Genomic DNA, 21,414 nt, shown 5'->3' on the forward strand with positions numbered 1-21,414 from the left:
GCGCCTGCATTCATGAGCCCGTCGCATACGAGGCCTTCGTGCGCGAACTGCGCCATGACTGACCAGCGCCCGCTTGCGCGCCATTGCGGGCTGCAACCGCTTTCTGCCCGGAGCGTTTAGGCGCCGGGCGATTCAACATAGGAACTGCACATGGAAACATCGAAGCCCCTGGACAACGGCCGCGGCCTGCTTGCGCGCCTGCATATTTCCACGCCGATCATCCAGGCGCCGATGGCAGGCGTCGGCACGCCCGCGCTGGCGGCTGCCGTGTCCGAGGCCGGCGGCCTTGGTTCGCTCGGCGTCGGTGCCATGGACGCCGAGGGCGCGCGCAAGGCGATCCGCGAGACCCGGGCACTGACCGGCAGGCCGTTCAATGTCAACCTGTTCTGCCATGCGCCGGCCCAGCCCGATCCCGCGCGCGAAAAGACCTGGCTGGACTATCTCACCCCGCACTTCCTGAAGCACGGCGGCACGGCCCCCGCCACGCTGCGCGAAATCTACAAGAGCTTCGTCGAAGACGAGGACATGCTGCGCATGCTGCTGGAAGAGAAACCCGCAGTCGTGAGCTTTCATTTCGGCCTTCCCGCGCAGCAGAAGATCGATGCCCTGCGCAGCGCGGGCATCGTGCTGCTGGCCAGCGCGACCTCGTTGCAAGAGGCGCGCCAGATCGAAGCGGCGGGCATCGACGCCATTGTCGCGCAGGGCATCGAAGCGGGCGGCCATCGTGGCGTGTTCGATCCGGCCGCCTACGACGAGGGCCTCGGCACGCTGGCGCTGGTGCGTGTCCTGGTGCAGAAGACGAGCCTGCCGGTGATCGCAGCCGGCGGCATCATGGATGGCGCGGGCATTGCCGCGGTATTGGCGCTCGGCGCGCAAGCGGCGCAGCTTGGCACCGCATTCATCGCCTGCCCCGAGACGGCGGTCGACGCCGCCTATCGCAGCGCCCTCGCGGCGGACAGCAAGCGCCCCACCACGCTCACGCGCGCCATCTCCGGCCGCGCCGCCCGGGGCTTTGCGAACCGCCTCACGGCACTGGGCGAGCATCCGGACGCGCCCGCCATCCCCGACTACCCCACCACGTATGACGCCGGCAAGGCGCTCCACGCTGCCGCCAAGGCCACGGGAAGCGCCGACTATGCGGCCCAGTGGGCGGGACAGGCGGTGCCGCTGGCGCGAGCGCTGCCCGCGGCCGAACTGGTCGGACGGCTGCAGTCGGAACTGCGGGACGCGATTGCGCGCCTGGCCTCCCTGCAACACGTGGCCGCCTAGCATCGCCGTGCCGGCCGCCGTGTCAGCGATGCAGCGGGCCGGCCGGCGTGATGTCTTGATCTGCAGCAGGGATGCCGATAAGGTTGGGTATGCCTAAATCAGGTGGCCGGACCGCTCACGTAAAACATCTTTGGTGATGCCTTCCATCACTGCCGGTGAGGGATGAGAACCCCGCGAAATCGCCCGGCGCACGCGAAAAAAAGGCCACCTGTCGGAGACAGGGATTCGGTGGAAGCGCCGCAAACCGGAGCGTCCTATTCTGATACAAGGGCCCGGTAATCGGCCTATGTGCCCGCACAGGCACCTTGCCTCTCCTGATTTCCCCCGCGCGTGTGACCATGCGTCCCCTGCTGCAAGCCCGCCTCGTCAATGACGTCTTCGGCGACCCCGTCCTGTTCGTCGACTTTCTCGACGAACGGCGCGCCTTGCTCTTCGACCTGGGCGACATCACGGCGCTGATGCCGCGCAATCTGATGCGCGTGTCGCATGTGTTCGTCACGCATACCCATATGGATCACTTTTCCGGCTTCGACCACCTGCTGCGCGTACTGCTCGGGCGCAAGCCGTCCATCGCGCTGTACGGCGGGCCCGGGTTCGTGGCGCAAGTCGGGCATAAGCTGCGTGCCTATACCTGGAATGTCGTGCACCGCTATGACCTGGAGTTGGTCGTTGAGGCGTTCGAGCTTGCACTGGATGGCCACATCCGCAGCGCGCGGTTTTCAAGCCGGGACCGCTTTGCCAGTGTGGCAGTCGCGACGACTGAGCAATGCGGCGATATCGTGCATGACGAGACAACATTCCGAGTGCGCGCCTGCTTTGTCGACCACGGCATTCCCTGCCTGTCCTACATCGTCGAAGAAAAGGTCCGGCTCGGCGTCGACAAGGAGCGCCTTGGCGCATCGGGCATGACAAAAGGCGCGTGGCTGCGCGAGCTTAAGCATGCGGTCCTGACCGGTGCCCCCGTCGACACGCCGATTCCCGTGCAATGGCGCGACAGCGGCGGCGACCATGCGGTAACGCGAACGGTCGGCGAACTAAGCCGCCTGATCCTTGACGCCACGCCTGGCCAGCGCATCCGCTATGCGACCGACCTGCGCGATACCAGCGACAACATGCAGGCGCTGTCGAACCTGATGCAGGGCGTCGACCATCTCTTTATCGAGAGCGTGTTCCTGGAAGCGGATCGCGCCCACGCCCTGCGCAAGAACCACCTGACCGCCGCCCAGGCTGGCCGGATCGCGTCATGCATTGGCGCCCGCGCGGTGACGCCGTTCCATTTCTCGCCGCGTTACCGTGGCCGTGCGGAGGAGATGGCCAGTGAAGTGCAGGCGGCCCGGGAGCACCTGCGACGTTGAGCAGCCGCATCAACCCTTATCGAATCGCGTCATGACCAATACCCATCGCACCGAAGCCGACCTGCTTGGCGAACGCCAGGTGCCTGCCGATGCCTACTACGGCGTCCACACCCTCAGGGCCTGGGAGAACTTCCAGATCAGCGGCACCCCCATCTCATCGTGGCCGGAGCTGATCATTGCGCTGGCCTCCGTCAAGCAGGCCGCCGCCGAGGCCAATGCCGAACTCGCCCTGCTGCCCGCCACGCTGCGCGACGCCATCCTGGCCGCCTGCCATGACGTGCGCGAAGGCAAGCTGCACGACCAGTTCATTGTCGACACGATCCAGGGCGGCGCCGGCACATCGACGAACATGAATGCCAACGAGGTCATCTGCAACCGCGCGCTCGAGCACATGGGGCACCGCAAGGGTGAATACCAGTTCCTGCACCCGAACGAGCACGTGAATATGGCGCAAAGCACCAACGACGTCTATCCAACCGCGCTGCGCATTGCCACGTATTTCGCCATCGAGCACCTGCTCGAAGCGATGGAAGTCCTGCGCGCCGCGTTCGACCGCAAGGCGACGGAGTTCTCCGGCCTGCTCAAGCTTGGCCGCACCCAGCTTCAGGATGCGGTCCCGATGACGCTCGGCCAGGAATTCTCCACCTACGCGGTCATGCTCGAGGAAGACATGGCGCGCCTGCGCGAAACCGCTTTGCTGATCCGCGAAATCAACCTGGGCGCCACCGCGATCGGCACCGGCATCACCGCGCATCCCGACTACGCGCCGAAGGCCCTGGCCGCGTTGCGGCGGATCACGGGCATCGACCTGTGCCTCGCGCCCAACCTGGTGGAGGCCACGCAGGATTGCGGCGCCTTCGTGCAGATCTCCGGCGTGCTCAAGCGCATTGCCGTCAAGCTGTCCAAGACCTGCAACGACCTGCGGCTGCTGTCGAGCGGACCGCGCGCGGGCTTCGGCGAGATCAACCTGCCGCCGATGCAGGCGGGCTCGTCGATCATGCCCGGCAAGGTCAATCCCGTCATTCCGGAGGTCGTCAACCAGATCGCCTTCGAGGTGTTCGGCAACGACACCACCATCACCTTTGCCGCGGAGGCCGGCCAGTTGCAGCTCAATGCCTTCGAGCCGGTGATTGCCGCCAGCCTGCTACGCAGCTTCCGGCACCTGACCAATGGCTGCCTGACGCTGGCGCAGAAGTGCGTCGACGGCATTACCGCCAACCCTGAACGCTTGCGCGAAACCATCGAGCGCTCGATCGCCCTGGTGACCGCGCTCAATCCCGTGATCGGCTACAAGAACGCGACCTCCGTCGCCGCCGAGGCCCATGCCAAGGGCACCACCATCCGCGAAGTTGTGCTGGCGCGGGGCCTGATGACCGCCGAAGCGCTCGACGAGGCGTTGCGGCCCGAAACGCTGATCCGGCCCCGTGCGGACAAGCTCGCCGACAAACCTGCAGGCAAGCCCACCGGCAAGCCATGAACAGGATTCGCCGTGGCTCATCCCTGGCCGTAATCACGCCCGGCAGGTGTGCCGGCAAACAACGACTTCTTGATGATGGCATGGATGCCCCAGTTGCCATTGACGACCTGCGTCACCCCGAAATCGACGGCGACCGATATCAGGGTGACCGCCTCGTCTTCGGTCAGCCCCTTGACCGTCATCAGGAAGCGGCGCGCCTTGCGGAAGGCATCGCGCATGGCATCGTCGAGCGTGGATTTCAGGTAGATATCGCTCTGTGCCGTCTTGCCCAGCTCGGTCAGGTGATTGGGTGAACTGAAGCCATGCAGTATCCACTCGTCGGCGGTCTCTACCAACGGGTAGCTCAGGTCGGCAAATGGAGCCCCGCGTTCAATCATGGTGCTCTTGTGCAGGACCAGCTGGAAGTCTCCGGTGAGCGAGCATTCGATGGCCGTTCCGCATAGTTCCGAGTCTCCCTGCGAGGCATGGGGATCGCCAATCGACAGTAACGCGCCCGGAACGCCAACCCTGAGGTAGACGGTAGCGCCCCGCGTGACCCGCCAGTTGTCCAGGTTTCCGGCGAAGCTCGATGGCGGGATGGAATCGATCAGCCCGTCCTGCGCCGGCGCCACGGCGATGACGCCGAAGTGCGGCCGGACCGGTATGGCCACGTCGCGCAGCACGTCGTAGTTCTTGCTGATGGTGGCATGGTCGACCGGCACGCCGGGATAGTCGATGGTCGGATGCAGCACGCCGAAGGGATCGCGCTGCGGCGTCCAGCGAAAGCTATAGACCGCGCGCGCGCAACCGTCGGCACGTTCGCAATCGATCTCGAACACGGTGACCACCTCGCGCTCGCGCGGTTCCGTCAGCATGTCGCGGTAGTGAAACCCCCACCAGGTCGAAGCGTTGCTGCCGAAGGCCTTGCCGGCAAAGCGCGGGTTGGCGCACCGCCGCGGACGTACGTCGAGGATGCGCACCTCGAGGACATCGCCGGGCATGGCGCCACGAACCGCGACCGGGCCGGTGCAGATATGGACGCCGAAGCCTTCTCCGGCACCACGGCCATAGACCGACGCATCGATCGGCCCGGCGCCGCGCCGGTCCACGTTCTTCTGCTCCGCGGTCCAGTGGAAGACGCTTTCCGCGCCGGGATCCCCCTCGATCATGCGCTCGCGGTCGTCCGATGCGTGCTGGGTCAGCGTCTCGATCGTGACCGTGTCGCCCGACTGTACCTCCAGTACCGGCTGCAGTTCATGGCTCAGGTAACCCCAATGCACGGTCTTGTCCGTCGCCTGCAGCCAGTGGTGCCGGCCTTCGTGGCGTGCGGCATGCGCGCGCGCCTGGGCAATGGAAACCACGGCCGGGGCTGCTTGTTGCGCGCCAACCGGGCCATCACCGGGCGGCGCTGCGCGCATGCCAGGCGCAAGCCTCGCGTGCGCGGGAAGTCCGCGCGACACTTTCTGCGGTGGCCGGGGCGCGGGCGCGATCGCCATCTGGTCGCGGTATGCGCGCGGCGAGATCCCGAACTGTTCGCGAAACGCGTGGCTGAAATAGGACGGGTCGTTGAAGCCCCAGCGATAGCAGATATCGGCAATCGAGAGCTTTTCATACTGCGCGTTGGCCAGATCGGCCCGGCATCGGTCAAGCCGGCTGGTGCGCAGATAGGATGAAAAGCTGCTGCCCGATTTCTCGAAGAGCTTCTGCAGGTAGCGGGCCGACAGGCGCTCGTCCGCGGCAATGGCGGCAAGGCTGAGCTCGGGTTCCGAAAGGCGGGCGTTGATGCGGCTGCAGACGCGCACAAAGATGGCGGACCGCGATGGCGTCATGTCCGCGGCCGGCGTTGCCCGGCTGTCCGCAAGGACCGCGCCCAGGCACGAAATGATGGTGTTCTCGAACGGCTGGAGCGCCTTGCCCTCGGCGGCCACTACCGTATCGAAACTGAGCGCCATCGATTGCAGCAGCCGGGCAAACAGCTCGGCCGAATCACCGGAAAGCACCAGCGCGGCGCCCGGCAGCGGGGCCGTGATCCTTGCGCCGAGCAAGGCCTGGCCGATGTGTACCGCCATCAGACGGAAGCCGGTGCTCAGCACCAGCTTTCGGGAGTCCTGCTGCGGCACGCATGCCAGCTGGCCCGGCCGCAGCGGCTCGCGCAGGTCCGGCGCGGCGAGGGTGGCGTTACCTTCGACCAGCATCAGCAGCATCATGCCGCGCCCGCCTCCCGCGGCAATGCTCAGGGTCTGTGGAACCGACGAGATGCACGCCAGCTCGACCCCCGCGGGCGTTGTCCGCGACTGGATCGTGCCGTGCAGGGTGTGATCCGCGCACAGGCTTTCGCAATGCAGGCGCGCGACCCTGAGTTCGTCGCGCCAGGCGGCGCCGCGCCGGTTGTGCGGATAGGCTTCGGTGGAAAAGCGCAAAAGGTGCAATTCAGCCTCCCAGGCAGCGTTCTGCAACAGCGCAATTGGCGGACATGGTTGTCCGCCAACGCTTCAGGCATCTCATGCAAGGTCCTTCAGCCCGCCGGGCTATCCGACCAGCAGTTGGCCCCGCATTGCGGCAACCAGCACGAAACCGGCAAATGTGCCGAAGATGGCGAAGATGCCGCCGAGCACGTTAGGCGCCGGTATCGGCGCACGAACAGCAGTGTAGACAATACCAGTCACCAGTCCGACGGCCGCTGCCTGCAACTCGGTCGTCCCCAATGCAATTTCGACCATGTCGTTCTCCCGCTCTCAGGAAATTCCGTTGCCCTGGCTGCCTTGCGGCGGGCGCCCGAAGGCGATCGTCCTGCGCAACGCCTGCACGATCAGGTAGCCGAGGTAAGTAAAAAGAATGGCGCAGATCCCGCCGGTGACATTGGGCGCGGGAATCGGCAAGTCCAGCCAGGAATACAGGGTGCCGGTGACCAGGCCGACGATCAGGGCCACCCATTCGTTGCGTCCTACGTAGACGTATTGCATGCGCGTATCTCCGGTTCCGCAGCCGCGCGGGCCCTCCCCGCCTTGCGGCGGTGGGCGTCCGGCGGTGCGAGGGTTCGATGAGGATGCCAGTTCAGCCCTTGCCTTTCGGGGGAAAGATCGCGCGCGGCATGGTGCAATGGATGCCCTGCGTGCCATCGACGACCTGCGTCACGCCGAAGTCGGCCGACACGCTCATCAGCGAGTAGGCGTCGTCGCGCGACAGGCCCTGTTGCTCGGTCAGCAGCTGGATCATGTCGCGGGCCGCGTTCTTGCCGGCTTCATCGAGGTCCTCGTGGAAACCGTGCACGACCCAGCAGTCGGGCGTTTCCAGCAGCGGCGAAGGGAAGTGGAAATCCTTGCGCAGGATCACCTGGAACAACACGTTCAGCGAGGCTTCAATCGCCGTGCCGCTGATTTCGCCGTCGCCCTGCGAGATATGCGGGTCGCCGATCGAGAACAGCGCGCCATCGACCTGGACGGGATAGTACATGGTGGCCCCCGCGCCGATACGCCAGTTGTCGATATTGCCGCCATGGAGCCCGGGCTCGACGGTAGTGACCCGGCCGCGCTTGTCGGGCGCGACCCCGGCCGTGCCAAGATGGGGGCGCACCGGCACGCGCACACCGGCAAGCGCCGGCTGGCGGCAGCATTCGCGGTCGTCGACCACCTTGCCGGGCGTGGTCAGCTTGCCGGGATAGTCGAAGGCATAGAGCGCATGCGCGGTGTTGGAGGCCTGGTCCAGCTCGTAGATCGTGACCCGCTCTTTCTCGAACTCCCGGTAGAGCTGCCCCCAGTGCGCCGCAACGTTGGCCCCGAAGCGAAAGCGCGGGATCATCTGGAGATAGCGCACCTCCAGCATATCGCCGGGCCTGGCATCCTCGACATAGATCGGCCCGGTCATGATATGCACGCCCGGGTTGCGGTCATCGTGCGGGATGGTCCGGTAGATCTCGCGGATGGCGGCATCCATCATCAGGTCTGGCGCATCGCCGGCGTGATGGGTCACCGCTTCGGCGCGGATGAGGTCCCCGCTTTTCACGGTCAGGGCGGGCGCCTTGGTGGCATCGAAATAGCCCCAGTGGATGGTCTCGGGGCGGGCGGGCAGGTCATGCAGCATGTCGTCTCCTGGATTTTTTTCGCAGCCGCATCCCCAGCCGCTCACTCGGTGATCGGCTGTATCCGGTCAGGCAGGGAGGGGGATATCGGCTATTCGTGTTTCTTATGAATCGCCGTCATTGAGCCCGGCGATTCACGTCCAGGCAGGGAAGCCCGGATGCCGCGCCGCAGTGCTTTCGGTGCCGCGCGGTGAATCCATACTAGAAAGAGCCGGTGCATGACCGATAGGGCGATACGCCCCAAAGACTTGTGCTGGCGCGTACTAGGGTAAACGTGCGCTGGGGCGGCACGATCTGGGCATCAGTGGGACGCGCGCGGCTTACGATTCGCTGACGGCTTCGGTTCGCGATCCACCATGCCCGCCGCGGCCACGGCACGCGCGCCCAGCACCGGCACGCCTTCGTGCCGCCAGGCGCCGGGGTTGGCCCGTTCCACGACCAGGTCACGGAAACGCTGCGCCGCGGGCCGCGGCGTGACTTCGCCATTCCAGACCACGACCACCGGCTCCACGTGGCTGCGCAGGTCGAAGCGCAGAATGCGTGCGACCTTGGCCTCGCAGAGCTGCGCGGCGATGCGCTCGGGGAAGACTGCCAGGTAATGCCCTGTCTGCATGAGGCTTGCGGTCGCGGCGACATCGCTCGTGCGGATTCCCGATGCCGGTGGCGCAACGCCAAAGGCGTGGAAGGCCGTGTGCAGCAGGTGGAGCATGCGCGATCCGGCCGCAGGTATGCACCACCGCTCTGAAGACAAGGCCTGTGCCGCGATCTTGCGGCGCGCCAGCAGCGGGTGGTCGCGGCTGGCCACAATGACGACCTTCTGCGCCGGCACCACGGGCGTGGTCCGCAATTCCGGCCGGGACAGGCGAGGGTCGTCGTAGGCAAACAGCAGGTCGAGCGAGCCGTCGACAAGCTGCTCCGTCATTTCGCCGATGCCGCCTTCGATCACGCTGATTTCCACGCGCGGATTGTCACGGTGGAAATCGGTCATGGCCTGCGCCAGCAGCGGCTGCACCGAGATCGTCCGAAAGGCGATGCGCAGCTCGCCCTGGCTGCCGGCACGCACCGCGTGCAGCGATTCCGCCAGCCGCTCGAACTGCGCCAGCAGCACCTTGGCGTGAGCCGCCATCTCGCGGCCGGGCTCGGTCAGCACCAGGCCGCGTCGGCCCCTGACATAGAGCGGCGTGCCGACAATATCCTCGATCTCCCCCAATGCCTTCGACACCGCAGCCGGACTGACGTGCAGGCGCTCGGCCACCGCCGCGGCCGTACCCGCTTCGCTGAGCGCAAGAACGAGGCGGAGATGACGCAGTTTCAGGCGGCCAAGCATGGACTGGGCGGATTCGCGGACGGCGCGGGCAGGATCATTCGGCATCGGTGGAAAACTAGTGACGGGGAGATAGCCGCATTTTAAGAGTTAACCATTTGGTTTATCTACAGTGACTTTTATTCGCTTTTGGGTAAAGACCTCGATCCCTTATAGTCGGCGGCATTCCATCAATACAAGGCGGCGCAAGACCCCAGGAGGAGAACCGATGATCACGCTGAACACTATTGCCAGGATCGTACGCGGGGTCATGGCAGCCGCCACGGTGGGCACCATGCTTGTCGCGATTCAACCCGCCGCTGCCGCGGCATGGCCGGATCGGCCGCTGCGGCTGGTGGTGCCGTTTCCCGCGGGCGGTTCCTATGACATCGTAGGCCGCACCCTGGCGCGCAAGCTGGAACAGCGGCTCGGGCAGCCGGTGGTGGTCGAGAACATCGCTGGCGGCGCTACCGTGCCGGGCGTCATGTCGGTACTGAAGGAGAAGGCCGACGGCAATACGCTGCTGCTCGCGAGCGACGGCACGCTGAACATCAATCCGCATACCGTCAAGGGCTTGCGCTACAACCCCGACCGGGATTTCACGCCCGTCACCATCGTGAGTACCGTGCCGCACTGGATCGTCACGCGGGTGGACCGCAAGCAGATGAACCTGACCGAGCTCAGGGACTACATCGTCAAGCACCCGGGCAAGGTCTCGATCAGCATCAATGCTGTCGCCGGCGCGGCGCATCTCGGCCTGGCGGACTGGAAGCGACGCAACGGACTGGACTTCACCATCGTGCCGTATCGCGGCTCTCCGCCGGCCATGTCGGACCTGATCGGCGGCCAGACCGATGCCCATGTGGATGTCATCGGCTCCTCCATCAGCTACGTCGGCGACGGCAAGGTCAAGCCGCTGGCCGTGCTGCAAACGGCGGCGGTCGCGCAGTTCCCCAAGCTCCAGCGGCAGGTCGCTGACAGCAAGGATGCCCTGCTCGTCCGCGCCAACCTGGCGCTGGTCGCCAAGGCCGGCACACCCGAAGCCGTCGTCGAGCGGCTGTACCGGGAGGTGCGCGCCAGCATGCAGGAGCCTGATTTCGTCGAGCGGCTGCAGTCGCTCGCCTACGAACCGGTCCTCACCACGCCCGCCGAGAGCCGCCGCCTGATCCACGCCGAGACCGTGCGCTACGGCGCCATCGCTCGCACGGTCAATCTCGAATCCAACTGACATCACGTCCGACTCATTTTCTGGAGCTCGCCCAATGCGCTTCGTCATCGCCCTGATGCGGCATGAGACCAATACCTTCTCGCCGATTCCCACGCCGCTGTCCGCCTTCAGCCGCAGCAGCAGCACCGATGGTCCGCTGTATGGCGACGACGCCGTGCGCGCCTGCCAGGGCACCAACAGCGCTGCGGCGGCGTTCATGGACCTGGTGGTCGCCCAGGGCGACCAGTTCGTGATGCCCCTGATGGCAAATGCCGTACCTAGCGGCGTGGTGACACGGGAAGCCTTCGAATCGATGTCGGCCACCATCATCGAGGCCGTGCGCGAAGGCTGCGACGCCGTCATGCTCGACCTGCACGGTGCAATGGTGGCCGAAGGCCTTGCGGATGCCGAAGGCGAACTGCTTGCCCGGATCCGCGCCGCCGCGCCGGAGGTGCCGATCGCGGTATCGCTCGATTTCCATGCCAACTTCAGCAAGGCACTGGTGGACAATGCCACGGTCATTGCCGGCTACCGGACTTATCCGCATGTGGACGTGTACGAGACCGGAGCGCGCGCTGCGCAGACGCTGATGGCGGCAATCCGTGGCGAAGTCCGCCCGGTCATGCTGTGGCGCACGCTGCCGATGCTCACCCACATGCTGCGCCAGACACCGCGCGAGCAACCGATGAAGGACATCATGGATCGAGCCATCGCCGCGGAGCGCGATGGCGAGGTGCTGAACGTGTCGATCTTCGGCGGCTTTCCGCTTGCGGATATTCCACATGTCGGCCTGACGGTGGTCGTGGTCGCCGATGCAGCCCATGCCGAGGCGGGCACCCAGCTGCTCGACGAACTCAGCGCCGCAGCATGGGAGCGCCGCGCCGACTTCGTCTTTCCGCTCGAACCCATGGAAACGTCCATCGCTCGCGCACGCGAAGCCAAGGCCGGCCCCGTGATCCTCGTCGACCACGGCGACAATTGCGGTGCGGGCGGGCCGACCGACGAGATGACGGTGCTTGGTGAGGTGCTGCGGCAGGGACTGAAGGACGTTGTCGCCGGGCCCTTCTGGGATCCGGGTGCCGTAGCCCTGATGATCGAGGCGGGTGTGGGCACGACCGTGACGGTCGACGTCGGCGGCAAGACCGACATGCCCGCGCTCGGCCTGAAAGGCAAGCCGCTACGCCTGACCGGACAGGTTCGCGCCATCACCGATGGCGCCTACCAGGTGACCGGGCCGATGTTCACGGGCATGCGGCTCAGCCTCGGCCGGACAGCGGTGCTTGACGTGGACGGCACGCTGGTCGTCGTCTGCGAGAAGCCGCAGGAGCCATTCGATACTGGCGTCTTCACCCACGCCGGGATCGACCTGTCGCGCCGCAAGTATGTCCTGATCAAGTCGCGCCAGCATTTCCGCGCCGGCTTCGAGCCGATCGCGAAGGACATCGTGCTGGTGGCAGGCCCTGGCGTCTGCAACTCGGACTACAGCCAGTTTCCCTTCCGCAACCTGAGCCGCCCCATCTATCCGCTGGACGAACACGCCGCGCTCCAGACGTTCTGATGATCGATGTATTCTCGCTTCCCAAAGGAGACACCATGCCGGTCCGATTCGCACTGCGCAACCTCGCAGTCGGCATTTCCCTTGCCTTGGGCATGGGCGTCTTGCCGGCCACCGCGCTCGCGGCCCCCCCCGATACCCCGCTGCGCATCGTGGTTGGATTCGCGCCTGGCGGCGCCCTCGACATCTTTGCGCGTGCGCTGGCCGAGAAGCTGCGCGCCTCCCTCGACACGCCGGTCCTGGTGGAAAATCGTCCGGGCGCTTCAGCCCGGCTGGCGCTGGACAATGTCCGGCGCTCACCCGGCGACGGCAAGACGTTGCTGATTTCACCGGCGCCGCCGTTCACGATCTTTCCACTGACCTACAAACAGCTGCCCTACGACCCGGACAAGGACCTGGTCCCTGTCGCGTACCTGGCAGATGTGCCGCTGGTGGCATCGACCAGCGTCGGCCAGCCGTACCGGACCATGCAGGAATACCTGGCGTGGGTGAAGCGCGATCCCTCGAAAGGCGGCGTCGGACTGGTGACCCTCGGCGGCAGCATTCATTTCGGCGTCGTCACCCTCGGCAAGGAAATCGGCGTGCCGCTGACGCCCACGGCGTACCGCGGCGTGGTGATGATGCTGACCGATGAGATCGGCGGCACGCTGCCCATCGGCATCGACGCCATTGCCGGGCAGATGGAGCTGTACCGCGCCGGCAAGATCCGCTTCCTCGGCGTTACCGGCACCAGGCGTTCATCGCTGCTGCCTGACGTGCCGACGCTGGCAGAAGCCGGCGCCCCCGGCTTCGAGACGGCCTCCGGTTGGTACTCTGCGTTCGTGCCGGCGGGCACCCCGCCCGCCGCCGTTGCAAGGTTGGAGAAGGCGCTGCTGGAGGCGGTCCGCGCGCGCGACCTCCGCGACAGGATGGCGACGCTGGGCATGGAACTGAACGGCCAGCCGGCCGCGGCACTGCGTCAGACCATCCAGGACCAGCGGGGGCGGTGGAAGCCTGTAGTCATGGCTTCCGGCTTTACGGCGACCGAGTAGTCGTATCCGCGGCAGGATCGTACGGCAGTACCCGCTCCTGCTCCTCCGGGCTGTTGCGGGCAACGATGGCGCGGGCCGGCTCGGTGGCGCTGAGATTAAATGGCTGGTGCGGAACACCGGGCGGGATAAACAGGAACTCGCCCGCCCCGGTGACCACGGAATCTCGCAAGCCGGGGCCGTAGCGGGTTTCCACCCTGCCCTCCAGCACGTAGATGGCGGTCTCGTGCTCGCAATGGACATGGGCTTCCGCGTGCGCGCCGGGTGGGACCACGACAAGGTGCATCGACAATGCCCTCGCGCCTGCCGTCGTGCCGGAAATGCCAACGAAATACGGCAGCTTCTGGCTGGTGGCGATTTCCCGGTCCGGGCGCACCGCCACCAGGGTCGACGGAATGCTCGCGCTCGTTGTCTGCATGATGCAATGCTCCGCTCTCTCGGCTCGCCAGGGGCGCCACGCCGGCATTTCCAGGCCTTATCGGCCATCGGGAAATTCATCATAGTGATTTGCCGATGGCCGTTCAATCGCGCCGCTGCGCCTGGCCGCGCATCGCCTTACTGCGCCGACAAGCCCCCATCCACGCCGATGCTCTGGCCATGGATATAGCGTCCGGCCGGCGCGGCCAGCAGCACCGCCAGCCCCGCCACGTCCTCCGCCTCGCCGATGCGGCGCATCGGCACGCCCGCGGCCAGCCGCGCTTCGCGCTCCGGGTCGCCCCACAAGGCATCGCGCGAGAATTCCGTGCGCACCGGGCCCGGGTTAATGGCATTGACGTTGATGCCGGACGGGCCGAGCTCCAGCGCAAGGCTGCGCATGGCCTGGTCGATCGCTGCCTTGGTCACGCTGTACAGGCCAAGGAACGCCGAGCCGCGCTTCGCCGCGATGCTCGACATGAAAGTGATCGAGCCATCGCGGCGCTCGGCCATCTGCGGCGCCAGCGCGTTCACCAGCATCAGGTTGCCGCGCACATTGCCGGCCATGGCCGCATCGAACAGCTCGGGGCCTTGCGTCAGCATCGAACCCGGCGTGGCGCCGGCCGCCGCGTTGAGGACCAGCGCATCGACCCGGCCGTACGCGGCCAGAGCCTGCTCGGCGAAGGCGCGCACGCTGTCGACGTCGGCAATGTCACAGGCGATGCCGGTGGCGCGGATGCCGTCCGCTTCGAGCTGCGCGGCGACGGTGCGCGCGGCTTCGCCGTCACGTCCCGATACCACCACGGCGGCGCCGGCGTTGCCGAGCGCCCGCGCCATGGCGAGGCCCATGCCGCGGGTGGATCCGGTGATGACGGCAACGCGGCCGCTCAGATCGAAAAGGTTGTGCATGATGAATAACTCCTGAATGGGGATGGCTGCTGTTTTTCCGGTTCTATAGATGATGACTGACATCTATTGAATAAAGTATGGCCATCATCTAAACTGCAGTCAAGGCAGAATTCCGAGGAGTCCTTCACATGGCACGCGCATCACGCGAACAAGCCGACAAGAACCGCGAGGCGATCGAGCAAGCGTCGTCGCGGCTGTTCCGCGAGCGCGGATTGAACGGCGTCAGCGTCGCCGAGCTGATGGCCGGCGCCGGCCTGACCCACGGCGGCTTCTATGGCCACTTTGCTTCCAAGGACGCGCTCGCCGCGCAGGCCTGCAAGCGCGCCTTTGAAGAATCCGCCGCGCGCTGGGAACGCCGGCTGGCGCGCGCCAACGGCGACCGGCACACCATGCTGGCCAACCTGGTCGAGCCGTACCTGACGGCTGCGCACTGCGCCAACCCTGGCGCCGGCTGCGCTGCCTCATCGCTGGCGGTGGACGTGGCGCGCGAGCCCGCCGACAAGCCGGTGCGGCAGGCTTACCTGGACGGCTTCAAGGTACTGGTCGATGAGATGGCCACGACCGTAGCCAGCGATGACCCGCGGGTGCGCGAGGAAGAAGCCCTGATCCGCATGGCCATGCTGGTCGGCGCGCTGACACTGGCGCGCGCAACCGCGGGCGATCCGCTTTCCGAGGCCATGCTCGACGCCGTCCGCAACCGTTTGCTGGGCAGTTCCGCCTAGCCCGCCCCTTAACCACGTGCCGGGCCCTTCCCCCTGCCACCTATGGGCTGGCGGGCTGGGCCCCTTTCGCCTGTCGCCACCCCAACTCCGAGGTCAGAGAAACCCAATGTTCGCGCAAGCCCTTTCCCGCCGGCTCGACCGGCGCGGCATCCACTACGCGTGGCTGGTCGCCGCCCTTACCTTCCTGGTGATGCTCACCACCTCGGCCGCGCTCGGCCTGCCCGGGGCGTTCCTGTCGCCGCTGGCGCGCGAGATGGGCTGGAACACCGACGAGATCTCGTCGATCCTTGCCTTCCGCTTTGCGCTGTTCGGGCTGATGGCGCCGTTCTCGGCCATCCTGATGGAGCGCTTCGGCGTGCGCAACGTGGTCTGCGCGGCGCTGGCGCTGATCGCGGGCGGCATGGCGCTGGCAACGGTGTCGACCGAGCTGTGGCAGCTCTTCGTGGCGTGGGGGCTGATGCTGGGCGTCGGCTCCGGGCTGACCGCGCTGGTGCTGGCTGCCGTGGTCGCCAACCGCTGGTTCAGCGCGCGGCGCGGGCTGGTCATCGGCCTGCTGACCGCCAGTTCGGCCACCGGCCAGCTCGCGTTCCTGCCGGTGGCCGCCTGGCTGATCGAGCATATGGGCTGGCGCGTCGCCGTGCTGCCCGTGCTGGCCGCGTGCGCGCTGCTGGCCGTGCTGGTGCTGGGCCTGATGCGCAACCGTCCCGCCGACGTGGGCCTGGCGGCGTTCGGCGAAGTCCCGGCCGCGGCGCCGGTGCAGCCGTCCGCCCCCCCGGCGCCGCTGACGCTGCGCGCGCCGTTCGCGGTGCTGCGCGATGCGGCGCGCACGCAGGCGTTCTGGGTCCTGGCCGGCACCTTTTTTATCTGCGGCCTGAGCACCAATGGCCTGATCCAGACGCATTTCATCGCGCTCTGCGGCGACTTCGGCATGGGCCCGGTGCCGGCGGCGTCGGCACTGGCGATGATGGGCGCCTTCGACTTCGTCGGCACGATCCTGTCGGGCTGGCTGTCGGACCGCTATGACAGCCGCAAGCTGCTGTTCTGGTACTACGCGCTGCGCGGCCTGTCGCTGTTCTGGCTGCCGCATTCGACCTTCACGCTGTACGGCCTGTCGATCTTTGCCATGTTCTACGGGCTGGACTGGATCGCCACCGTGCCGCCGACGGTCAAGCTGGCCGCCACCGCGTTCGGGCGCGAGCGCGCGCCGGTCGTGTTCGGCTGGATCTTCGCGGCCCACCAGATCGGCGCGGCCGTGGCGGCGTTCGGCGCGGGGATGACCCGCACGCTGCTGCTGACCTATACGCCGGCGCTGTATGCCGCCGGCGCGGCCTGCCTGGTGGCGGCGCTGCTGGCGCTGATGGCCAGCCGCAAGCGTGCGGCAAGCATGGCGGAGCCCGTTCGCGCGTGAGCCCACGCAGTGCGCGCGGGTTCCCGCACGCACCGGGTCATTCTTCAGAACTTGGGGATGCGCAGCGTCTTGCTGACCATCAGCGTGCCCGACAGCGCGAACAGCAGCGCCAGCGGATGCAGCACGGCAGGGCCCAGCACCCAGGCGCCGCCAGGCAGGTCGCCACCCAGCTGTCCTTGCCAGGCACACCATGCCAGCACGGCGGTGAGCAGCACGCTGGTCGGGATCGGCGTGCCTTCGAAATACGCCACCTTGCCGCTGTCGCTGCCGGCGGCCAGCGTTTCGGCGGTGACGTTGAAGCGCGCCAGCCGGCTCACGCCGCAGCAGACGAAGTAGATCAGAATGGCCAGGTCCCAGCCGCCGCGCATGCCGGCGGCAAACGCCAGCGTGGCCGGCCCCACGCCGAACGAGATCACGTCGGCCAGCGAATCGAGCTCGCGCCCCAGCGCCGAATGGGCATGGCGCCAGCGCGCGATGCGGCCGTCGAGCACGTCGAAGATAAAGGCCAGCGGCGCCAGCGCCGCGGCCGTGTAGAAGTGCGACAGCTGCTGGTCCGCCACGTAGAACATGGCGAAGAAAACCGACCCCATGCCACAGGCTGCATTGCCGAGCGTGAACACGTCGGCAAGCTGCAGTTCGCGCAGCATCGAGAAATGGCGGGGACGCTCCGGCCGTGTGTTCATCGCGCGCTTACAGGGCCTGCGATACGTGGTGCACGCTCGGCGGTGCAGCGAAGGTATCGCCCACCAGCGCACGCCATTGCTGGAATTCCGGCGATTCGCGGAAGTGGACCATGTGGTCCTCCACGGTCTCCCAGTCGACCACCAGCGTGTACTGCTCGGGCTGCTCGATCGAGCGGAACAGCTGCACGCCATGGCAGCCGCGCGAGCGCAGGAAGAGCGGCTTGGCCTGGCTGACGCCCTGTTCGAGCTGCTGCTCCATGCCGGGCTTGATGGTGAGTTGAGCGATTTCCTTGATCATGGCGGTTCTATTACCTTTGGGTAGGAGGCCGGCGCACGCCGGCGGGTTCTTGCTACCTTAGCACGATCGACGGCGCCGCATGCCGCGGAAAGCATTCCGTTACACCGCTCGGCTAGCATCGTGGACCTTGCCACTTCGTTGCCAGAGCTGCCATGCCGACCCGCTTGCGACCGCTGCCCGAAAGTTTTTGCATCCCTGCCCTCACCATTCTTCTCTGCCTGCCCGGTGCCGCGCCGGCGTTTGGCGCCGTGCAGCCATGCGGCGCGCCGGCGACGGCCATTGCCCAGGTCCAGGACGGCGGCGCATGGTCCGGCCGGATGGTCGAGGTCGAAGCGGTGGTCACCGCGGATTTCAGCGGCGATCGCGGCCTGCGCGGCTTCTTCGTGCAGCAGGCCGACGCCCAGCGCCAGCAGCGGCCGGGCATTTCCGAAGGGCTGTTCGTCTATGCCCCGCGGGCAGTGGCGCGCACGGGCGACCTCGTGCGCCTGTCCGGAAGGGTCGAGGAAAAATTCGGACAAACACAGCTGACCTTGTCCGATGCGCCGGCGGTCTGCGCCAGCGGCATTCCGGTCACGCCGGCAACGCTGGTGTTGCCGGCCAGCGATGCCGACCTGCGTGCCCGCGCCGGCATGCTGGTCAGGATGCCGCAGACGCTGACGGTCAGCGAAACCCATGAACTGGCGCGCTATGGCACGCTGGCGCTGAGCGTGGGGCGCCCGTTCGCGCCCACGCAGGTCGCCTTGCCAGGCGCGGGCGCAGCGCAAGCCGCGGCGGCCAATTTGCGCAACCGGTTGCTGCTCGACGATGGCTCGACGCGCCAGTACCCGGAAGTGGTGCCGTACCCGCCGCCGCAGCTTGCCGCCAGCCATCCGTTGCGTACCGGCGATACCGTCAGCGGCGTGGCCGGCGTGCTGGAGAAGCGCCACGGGCAGTGGCGCCTGCAGCCGGTACGCGGCGCGCGGGCGCCGGCGTTCCAGGCCGCCAATCCGCGCCCGGGCGCGCCGGCGCGCCATCCCGCCGCAACGCTGCGGGTGGCGGCATTCAACCTGCAGAACTACTTTAACGGCGGTGGCGGCAGTGGTGGCCTCGCTTCGGGCGACAACCGCGGCGCGCGGACCGCCGCGGCGCTGGCCCGGCAGGAGGCCAAGCTGGCCGCCGCACTGCGTGCGCTGGATGCCGACGTGATCGGCCTGATGGAGTTGCAGAACAACGGCTTTGGCCCGGACAGCGCCGTGCGGCAACTGGCGGCGCGGCTCGGGCCCGACTGGCGCGTCGTCGATCCCGGAACGCCCGCGCTCGGCGGCGATGCCATCGCGGTGGGCCTGCTGTACAATGCCCACGCCACGGAGATCGTAGGCCGTGCCGCCACCACCTGGCTGGGCGCCCGCAGCCGCCAGCCGCTTGCCGCCAGCTTCCGGGCAAAGGCCGGCGGCGCGCCAGTGACGGTCGTGGTCAACCACCTCAAGTCAAAGAACTGCGCGGAAGCCGCTGGCGCGCAAGCCGACCAGGGCGATGGGCAAGGATGCTGGAATCCCTCGCGCGTGCAGGCCGCCGGCGCCCTGGCCGACTGGATTGCCATGGTGCCGACCGGCGCCCCCGGCGCGGGCGTGCTGGTGATCGGCGACCTGAACAGCTATGCAATGGAAGATCCGGTGCGGCTGCTGGCACGGCGCGGCTATGCGGACATGGTGGCGAAGCTGGCGGGGCCGCAGGCCTACAGCTACGTCTACAACGGACAGGCCGGCTACCTCGACCATGTGCTGGCGGATGCCGCGGCCGCGAGGCATGTCGTAGCCGTGCAGCCGTGGCATATCAATGCCGACGAGCCGGCGGCGTTCTCTTATGCGCCGGCCCCGGGCGCGCCTTCGGTGCCGGCCTACTACGCCCCCGATGCATACCGGTCCTCCGACCACGACCCCTTGCTGATCGACCTCGCCCTGGCCGCCGGATCGCCCTAGCCGGCCGACATGCGCCGCAGCAGCAATCCCTGCGCAAGGTACAGCACCACCAGCAGGTTGGCCGCCGCCAGCCCGCCATGCAGCCAGCCCGGATGGACAAAGGCTTCGTACAACTCCAGCGGGATATAGATGCCGCCGGACCAGATGCCGATCCAGTTGCCCCAGGCGAGCCCGCGCCAAAGTCCGTAGGCCTCGGCGAAGCGCATCAGCGCATAGACCGCCGCCGAGCCGCCGATCGCCCACAGGCGCGCGTTATCGGGATGCGCAAGCAGCGACAGGAAGATGGTGGGATAGCGGCTGGCGGGGTTGACGTGCAGGCGCTGGATGATGGCTTCGGCCAGCGCCTGCGCATCGCGGTGCAGCAGCGCGGCCAGCCCCAGGCCAGCGACGATCACCAGCAGGCCCTTGGCCGCCTCGAACATTGCAATGCCCTTCAGGCCCAGAGCGCCCTCACCCTGCTTTGCCATGCGTGTTCCCCGTCCGGATTGCAGTGACTGCAAAGCCGGTATTGTGCAACAGGGAAACGCCACGCAGCGGGGCTGGTGCAACGGCCGCAGCGGCGGTAGTCAGCGGCGGTAGTCGCCGTAGTCCCGCTCGCGCATCGGCCCGTCGGCATCGATGCCGCCGCTGGCGGCAAGCGGGCCATCGACGGTCAGCGGTCCGGCAACGTTCAGGTCGCCATTGACCACCATGTCGCCATGCACGGTCAACGGTCCCTTGAACACCTTCAGGTAGCCGCCGCGATACGGCACCGAGCGGGCGCTGACCGGGCCGGTGAAGAATGCTGCGGTCAGCGGGCCGCTGGCATAGACGTGGCCGGCGACGGTCAGGGTGCCATGGACCCGCACCGGCCCCTGCACTTGCGCCGATCCGCCGATCGTGATCGGACCCGACTCATGCGGCTGGGCGCGCAGCGGTGCCGCGCCGAACTGCAACGCCAGTGCCAGCGCGGCGCCCAATGCCAGCCGCCACATCCAGGCTGCGGTATCAAGGCCAAGGGTACGGGACGTCATGGTGATGGCAAAGCTCCTGCAGCGGCATGGGCCGCTGTTTCCAACTTAGTGCCGATCGCCCCGCCGTGCAAGGCTATGGCGCCTGCGGTGCTTCCAGCCTCGCCTTCAGGCGCCTGACGGCCTCGGCGGACTCGGACTGCAGGCGCGAGCGCAGCATCAGGCGATTGAGCAGCGCAAAGAGCAGCGTGGGCGACTGGTAGCTGAATTCCCGTTCGAAACGCGTGCTTTCCGCCGATGGCGTCAGCGACGGCGTCATGGCCGGAGTGAGCTTGTAGGTGATGGTACCGGCCCGGCGCCCGCCCGGCACCTCGCCCGCAATCGCCCAGACGCGCGGGCGCTGGTTGATGGTGACGGTCCAGATCACCACGGCGCTGCGCTCGCCCGCCACGAAGCTTTCGGCCACGCGCTCACCGAGCGCCAGCGGATGGTCCGTGGCCCCCGCTACCGCGCCCGAGGCGGGATACCACGCCGGCCAGTGCTGCGGCGTGGCAATGTAGTCGAACACCTCGGCCGGAGTCCGGGCGATCACCACTTCGTCGTGGATGCTGGTGCGGTCCGCCCACGGCAATGGCACCAGCAGCAGCGCCACCGTGAGCGCGGCAAAGATCAATCCCCAGACCGGTTTCCTGAAGCGAAGCATGACGGCGCAACCCAGGCGCCCGCAAATCTGACGCGTGGCGCGATGCTTCCAGTGTAGTGATTCCGGGGCATCGCGCCAGCATCGGCGTCGCTTGTTGGTGCGCTTGTTGGTGCGCTTA

The 21,414-nt window shown here is 67.2% G+C and carries 21 protein-coding genes; 9 read left to right on the forward strand and 12 right to left on the reverse strand.

All coding sequences use genetic code 11. The features are described 5' to 3' along the window. Positions 1-150 precede the first annotated feature (150 nt). From IPF36_RS04865 to aspA, 3 genes are all read left to right on the forward strand, one after another. Complete coding sequence (locus IPF36_RS04865; protein WP_195427439.1) at positions 151-1,269, forward strand: nitronate monooxygenase family protein; 1,119 nt, start codon at positions 151-153, stop codon at positions 1,267-1,269. Positions 1,270-1,607: 338 nt separating this feature from the next. Continuing rightward, complete coding sequence (locus IPF36_RS04870; RefSeq protein ID WP_195427440.1) at positions 1,608-2,624, forward strand: MBL fold metallo-hydrolase; 1,017 nt, start codon at positions 1,608-1,610, stop codon at positions 2,622-2,624. A gap of 31 nt (positions 2,625-2,655) precedes the next feature. Further along, positions 2,656-4,101 carry an aspartate ammonia-lyase gene (aspA, locus tag IPF36_RS04875; protein ID WP_195427441.1) on the forward strand — a complete coding sequence of 482 codons (1,446 nt, stop codon included), beginning with the start codon at positions 2,656-2,658 and terminating at the stop codon, positions 4,099-4,101. A 17-nt stretch (positions 4,102-4,118) separates the two neighbouring features. Here the strand turns inward: aspA and IPF36_RS04880 are convergent, their stop codons facing one another. From IPF36_RS04880 to IPF36_RS04900, 5 genes are all read right to left on the reverse strand, one after another. After that, positions 4,119-6,509, reverse strand: coding sequence for an acetamidase/formamidase family protein (locus tag IPF36_RS04880; protein WP_195427442.1), 2,391 nt, complete (start codon positions 6,507-6,509; stop codon positions 4,119-4,121). A gap of 99 nt (positions 6,510-6,608) precedes the next feature. Next, entirely contained in the window at positions 6,609-6,800 is a 192-nt protein-coding gene (locus IPF36_RS04885) for a DUF1427 family protein (RefSeq protein ID WP_063240339.1), read from the reverse strand. A 15-nt stretch (positions 6,801-6,815) separates the two neighbouring features. Continuing rightward, a complete protein-coding gene (locus IPF36_RS04890) occupies positions 6,816-7,043 on the reverse strand; it encodes a XapX domain-containing protein (RefSeq protein WP_135703896.1) in 228 nt (75 codons plus the stop codon). Between the two features lie 91 nt (positions 7,044-7,134). Continuing rightward, a complete protein-coding gene (locus IPF36_RS04895) occupies positions 7,135-8,160 on the reverse strand; it encodes an acetamidase/formamidase family protein (RefSeq protein WP_133093283.1) in 1,026 nt (341 codons plus the stop codon). 299 nt (positions 8,161-8,459) lie between these two features. Beyond that, on the reverse strand, positions 8,460-9,485 hold the full coding sequence (locus IPF36_RS04900; protein ID WP_255519677.1) for a LysR family transcriptional regulator: 1,026 nt from the start codon (positions 9,483-9,485) through the stop codon (positions 8,460-8,462). 205 nt (positions 9,486-9,690) lie between these two features. Between IPF36_RS04900 and IPF36_RS04905 the strand changes: the two genes are divergently transcribed. Genes IPF36_RS04905 through IPF36_RS04915 form a run of 3 tightly spaced genes read left to right on the forward strand, consistent with a single transcriptional unit; the run spans position 9,691 to position 13,254 of the window. Further along, on the forward strand, positions 9,691-10,689 hold the full coding sequence (locus IPF36_RS04905; RefSeq protein WP_195427444.1) for a tripartite tricarboxylate transporter substrate binding protein: 999 nt from the start codon (positions 9,691-9,693) through the stop codon (positions 10,687-10,689). A gap of 34 nt (positions 10,690-10,723) precedes the next feature. Next, positions 10,724-12,226 carry a M81 family metallopeptidase gene (locus IPF36_RS04910; protein ID WP_195427445.1) on the forward strand — a complete coding sequence of 501 codons (1,503 nt, stop codon included), beginning with the start codon at positions 10,724-10,726 and terminating at the stop codon, positions 12,224-12,226. Between the two features lie 35 nt (positions 12,227-12,261). After that, positions 12,262-13,254 (forward strand): tripartite tricarboxylate transporter substrate-binding protein, encoded by a 993-nt coding sequence (locus IPF36_RS04915; protein ID WP_135703891.1) that lies wholly within the window; start codon positions 12,262-12,264, stop codon positions 13,252-13,254. Here IPF36_RS04915 and IPF36_RS04920 read toward each other — a convergent pair. Both IPF36_RS04920 and IPF36_RS04925 read right to left on the reverse strand, forming a co-directional pair. Next, positions 13,238-13,669: a cupin domain-containing protein gene (locus IPF36_RS04920; protein ID WP_133093288.1), complete on the reverse strand. Its 432-nt coding sequence runs from the start codon at positions 13,667-13,669 to the stop codon at positions 13,238-13,240. The genes IPF36_RS04915 and IPF36_RS04920 overlap by 17 nt on opposite strands. Positions 13,670-13,806: 137 nt before the next feature. Beyond that, positions 13,807-14,574 (reverse strand): SDR family NAD(P)-dependent oxidoreductase, encoded by a 768-nt coding sequence (locus IPF36_RS04925; RefSeq protein WP_135703890.1) that lies wholly within the window; start codon positions 14,572-14,574, stop codon positions 13,807-13,809. Positions 14,575-14,702: 128 nt separating this feature from the next. Here IPF36_RS04925 and IPF36_RS04930 point away from each other — a divergent pair, with 128 nt between their 5' ends. Both IPF36_RS04930 and IPF36_RS04935 read left to right on the forward strand, forming a co-directional pair. Further along, positions 14,703-15,296 carry a TetR/AcrR family transcriptional regulator gene (locus IPF36_RS04930; protein WP_135703889.1) on the forward strand — a complete coding sequence of 198 codons (594 nt, stop codon included), beginning with the start codon at positions 14,703-14,705 and terminating at the stop codon, positions 15,294-15,296. Between the two features lie 106 nt (positions 15,297-15,402). Then, positions 15,403-16,704 carry an MFS transporter gene (locus tag IPF36_RS04935; protein WP_135703888.1) on the forward strand — a complete coding sequence of 434 codons (1,302 nt, stop codon included), beginning with the start codon at positions 15,403-15,405 and terminating at the stop codon, positions 16,702-16,704. Positions 16,705-16,748: 44 nt separating this feature from the next. Here the strand turns inward: IPF36_RS04935 and IPF36_RS04940 are convergent, their stop codons facing one another. Then, on the reverse strand, positions 16,749-17,387 hold the full coding sequence (locus IPF36_RS04940) for a phosphatidylcholine/phosphatidylserine synthase (protein WP_135703887.1): 639 nt from the start codon (positions 17,385-17,387) through the stop codon (positions 16,749-16,751). A gap of 7 nt (positions 17,388-17,394) precedes the next feature. Further along, positions 17,395-17,685 (reverse strand): antibiotic biosynthesis monooxygenase, encoded by a 291-nt coding sequence (locus IPF36_RS04945; RefSeq protein ID WP_135703886.1) that lies wholly within the window; start codon positions 17,683-17,685, stop codon positions 17,395-17,397. A 152-nt stretch (positions 17,686-17,837) separates the two neighbouring features. On the opposite strand from IPF36_RS04945, the gene IPF36_RS04950 reads away from it, so the two are divergent. Further along, the gene (locus tag IPF36_RS04950; protein ID WP_195427446.1) at positions 17,838-19,643 is read left to right on the forward strand and encodes an ExeM/NucH family extracellular endonuclease; all 1,806 of its coding nucleotides are present in this window, start codon (positions 17,838-17,840) and stop codon (positions 19,641-19,643) included. Here IPF36_RS04950 and IPF36_RS04955 read toward each other — a convergent pair. The 3 genes from IPF36_RS04955 to IPF36_RS04965 all read right to left on the reverse strand — a co-directional run bounded on the left by IPF36_RS04955 (position 19,640) and on the right by IPF36_RS04965 (position 21,296). Further along, positions 19,640-20,110 (reverse strand): DUF2127 domain-containing protein, encoded by a 471-nt coding sequence (locus tag IPF36_RS04955; protein ID WP_135703884.1) that lies wholly within the window; start codon positions 20,108-20,110, stop codon positions 19,640-19,642. The two genes, IPF36_RS04950 and IPF36_RS04955, sit on opposite strands and share 4 nt — an antisense overlap. A gap of 99 nt (positions 20,111-20,209) precedes the next feature. Then, complete coding sequence (locus IPF36_RS04960) at positions 20,210-20,656, reverse strand: hypothetical protein (RefSeq protein WP_195427447.1); 447 nt, start codon at positions 20,654-20,656, stop codon at positions 20,210-20,212. Between the two features lie 73 nt (positions 20,657-20,729). Beyond that, positions 20,730-21,296 (reverse strand): SRPBCC family protein, encoded by a 567-nt coding sequence (locus IPF36_RS04965; protein ID WP_135703882.1) that lies wholly within the window; start codon positions 21,294-21,296, stop codon positions 20,730-20,732. Positions 21,297-21,414 lie beyond the last annotated feature (118 nt).

Origin of the sequence: Cupriavidus sp. IK-TO18 (genome assembly GCF_015549295.1) — a bacterium.
Classification (GTDB): Bacteria; Pseudomonadota; Gammaproteobacteria; order Burkholderiales; family Burkholderiaceae; genus Cupriavidus; species Cupriavidus oxalaticus_A.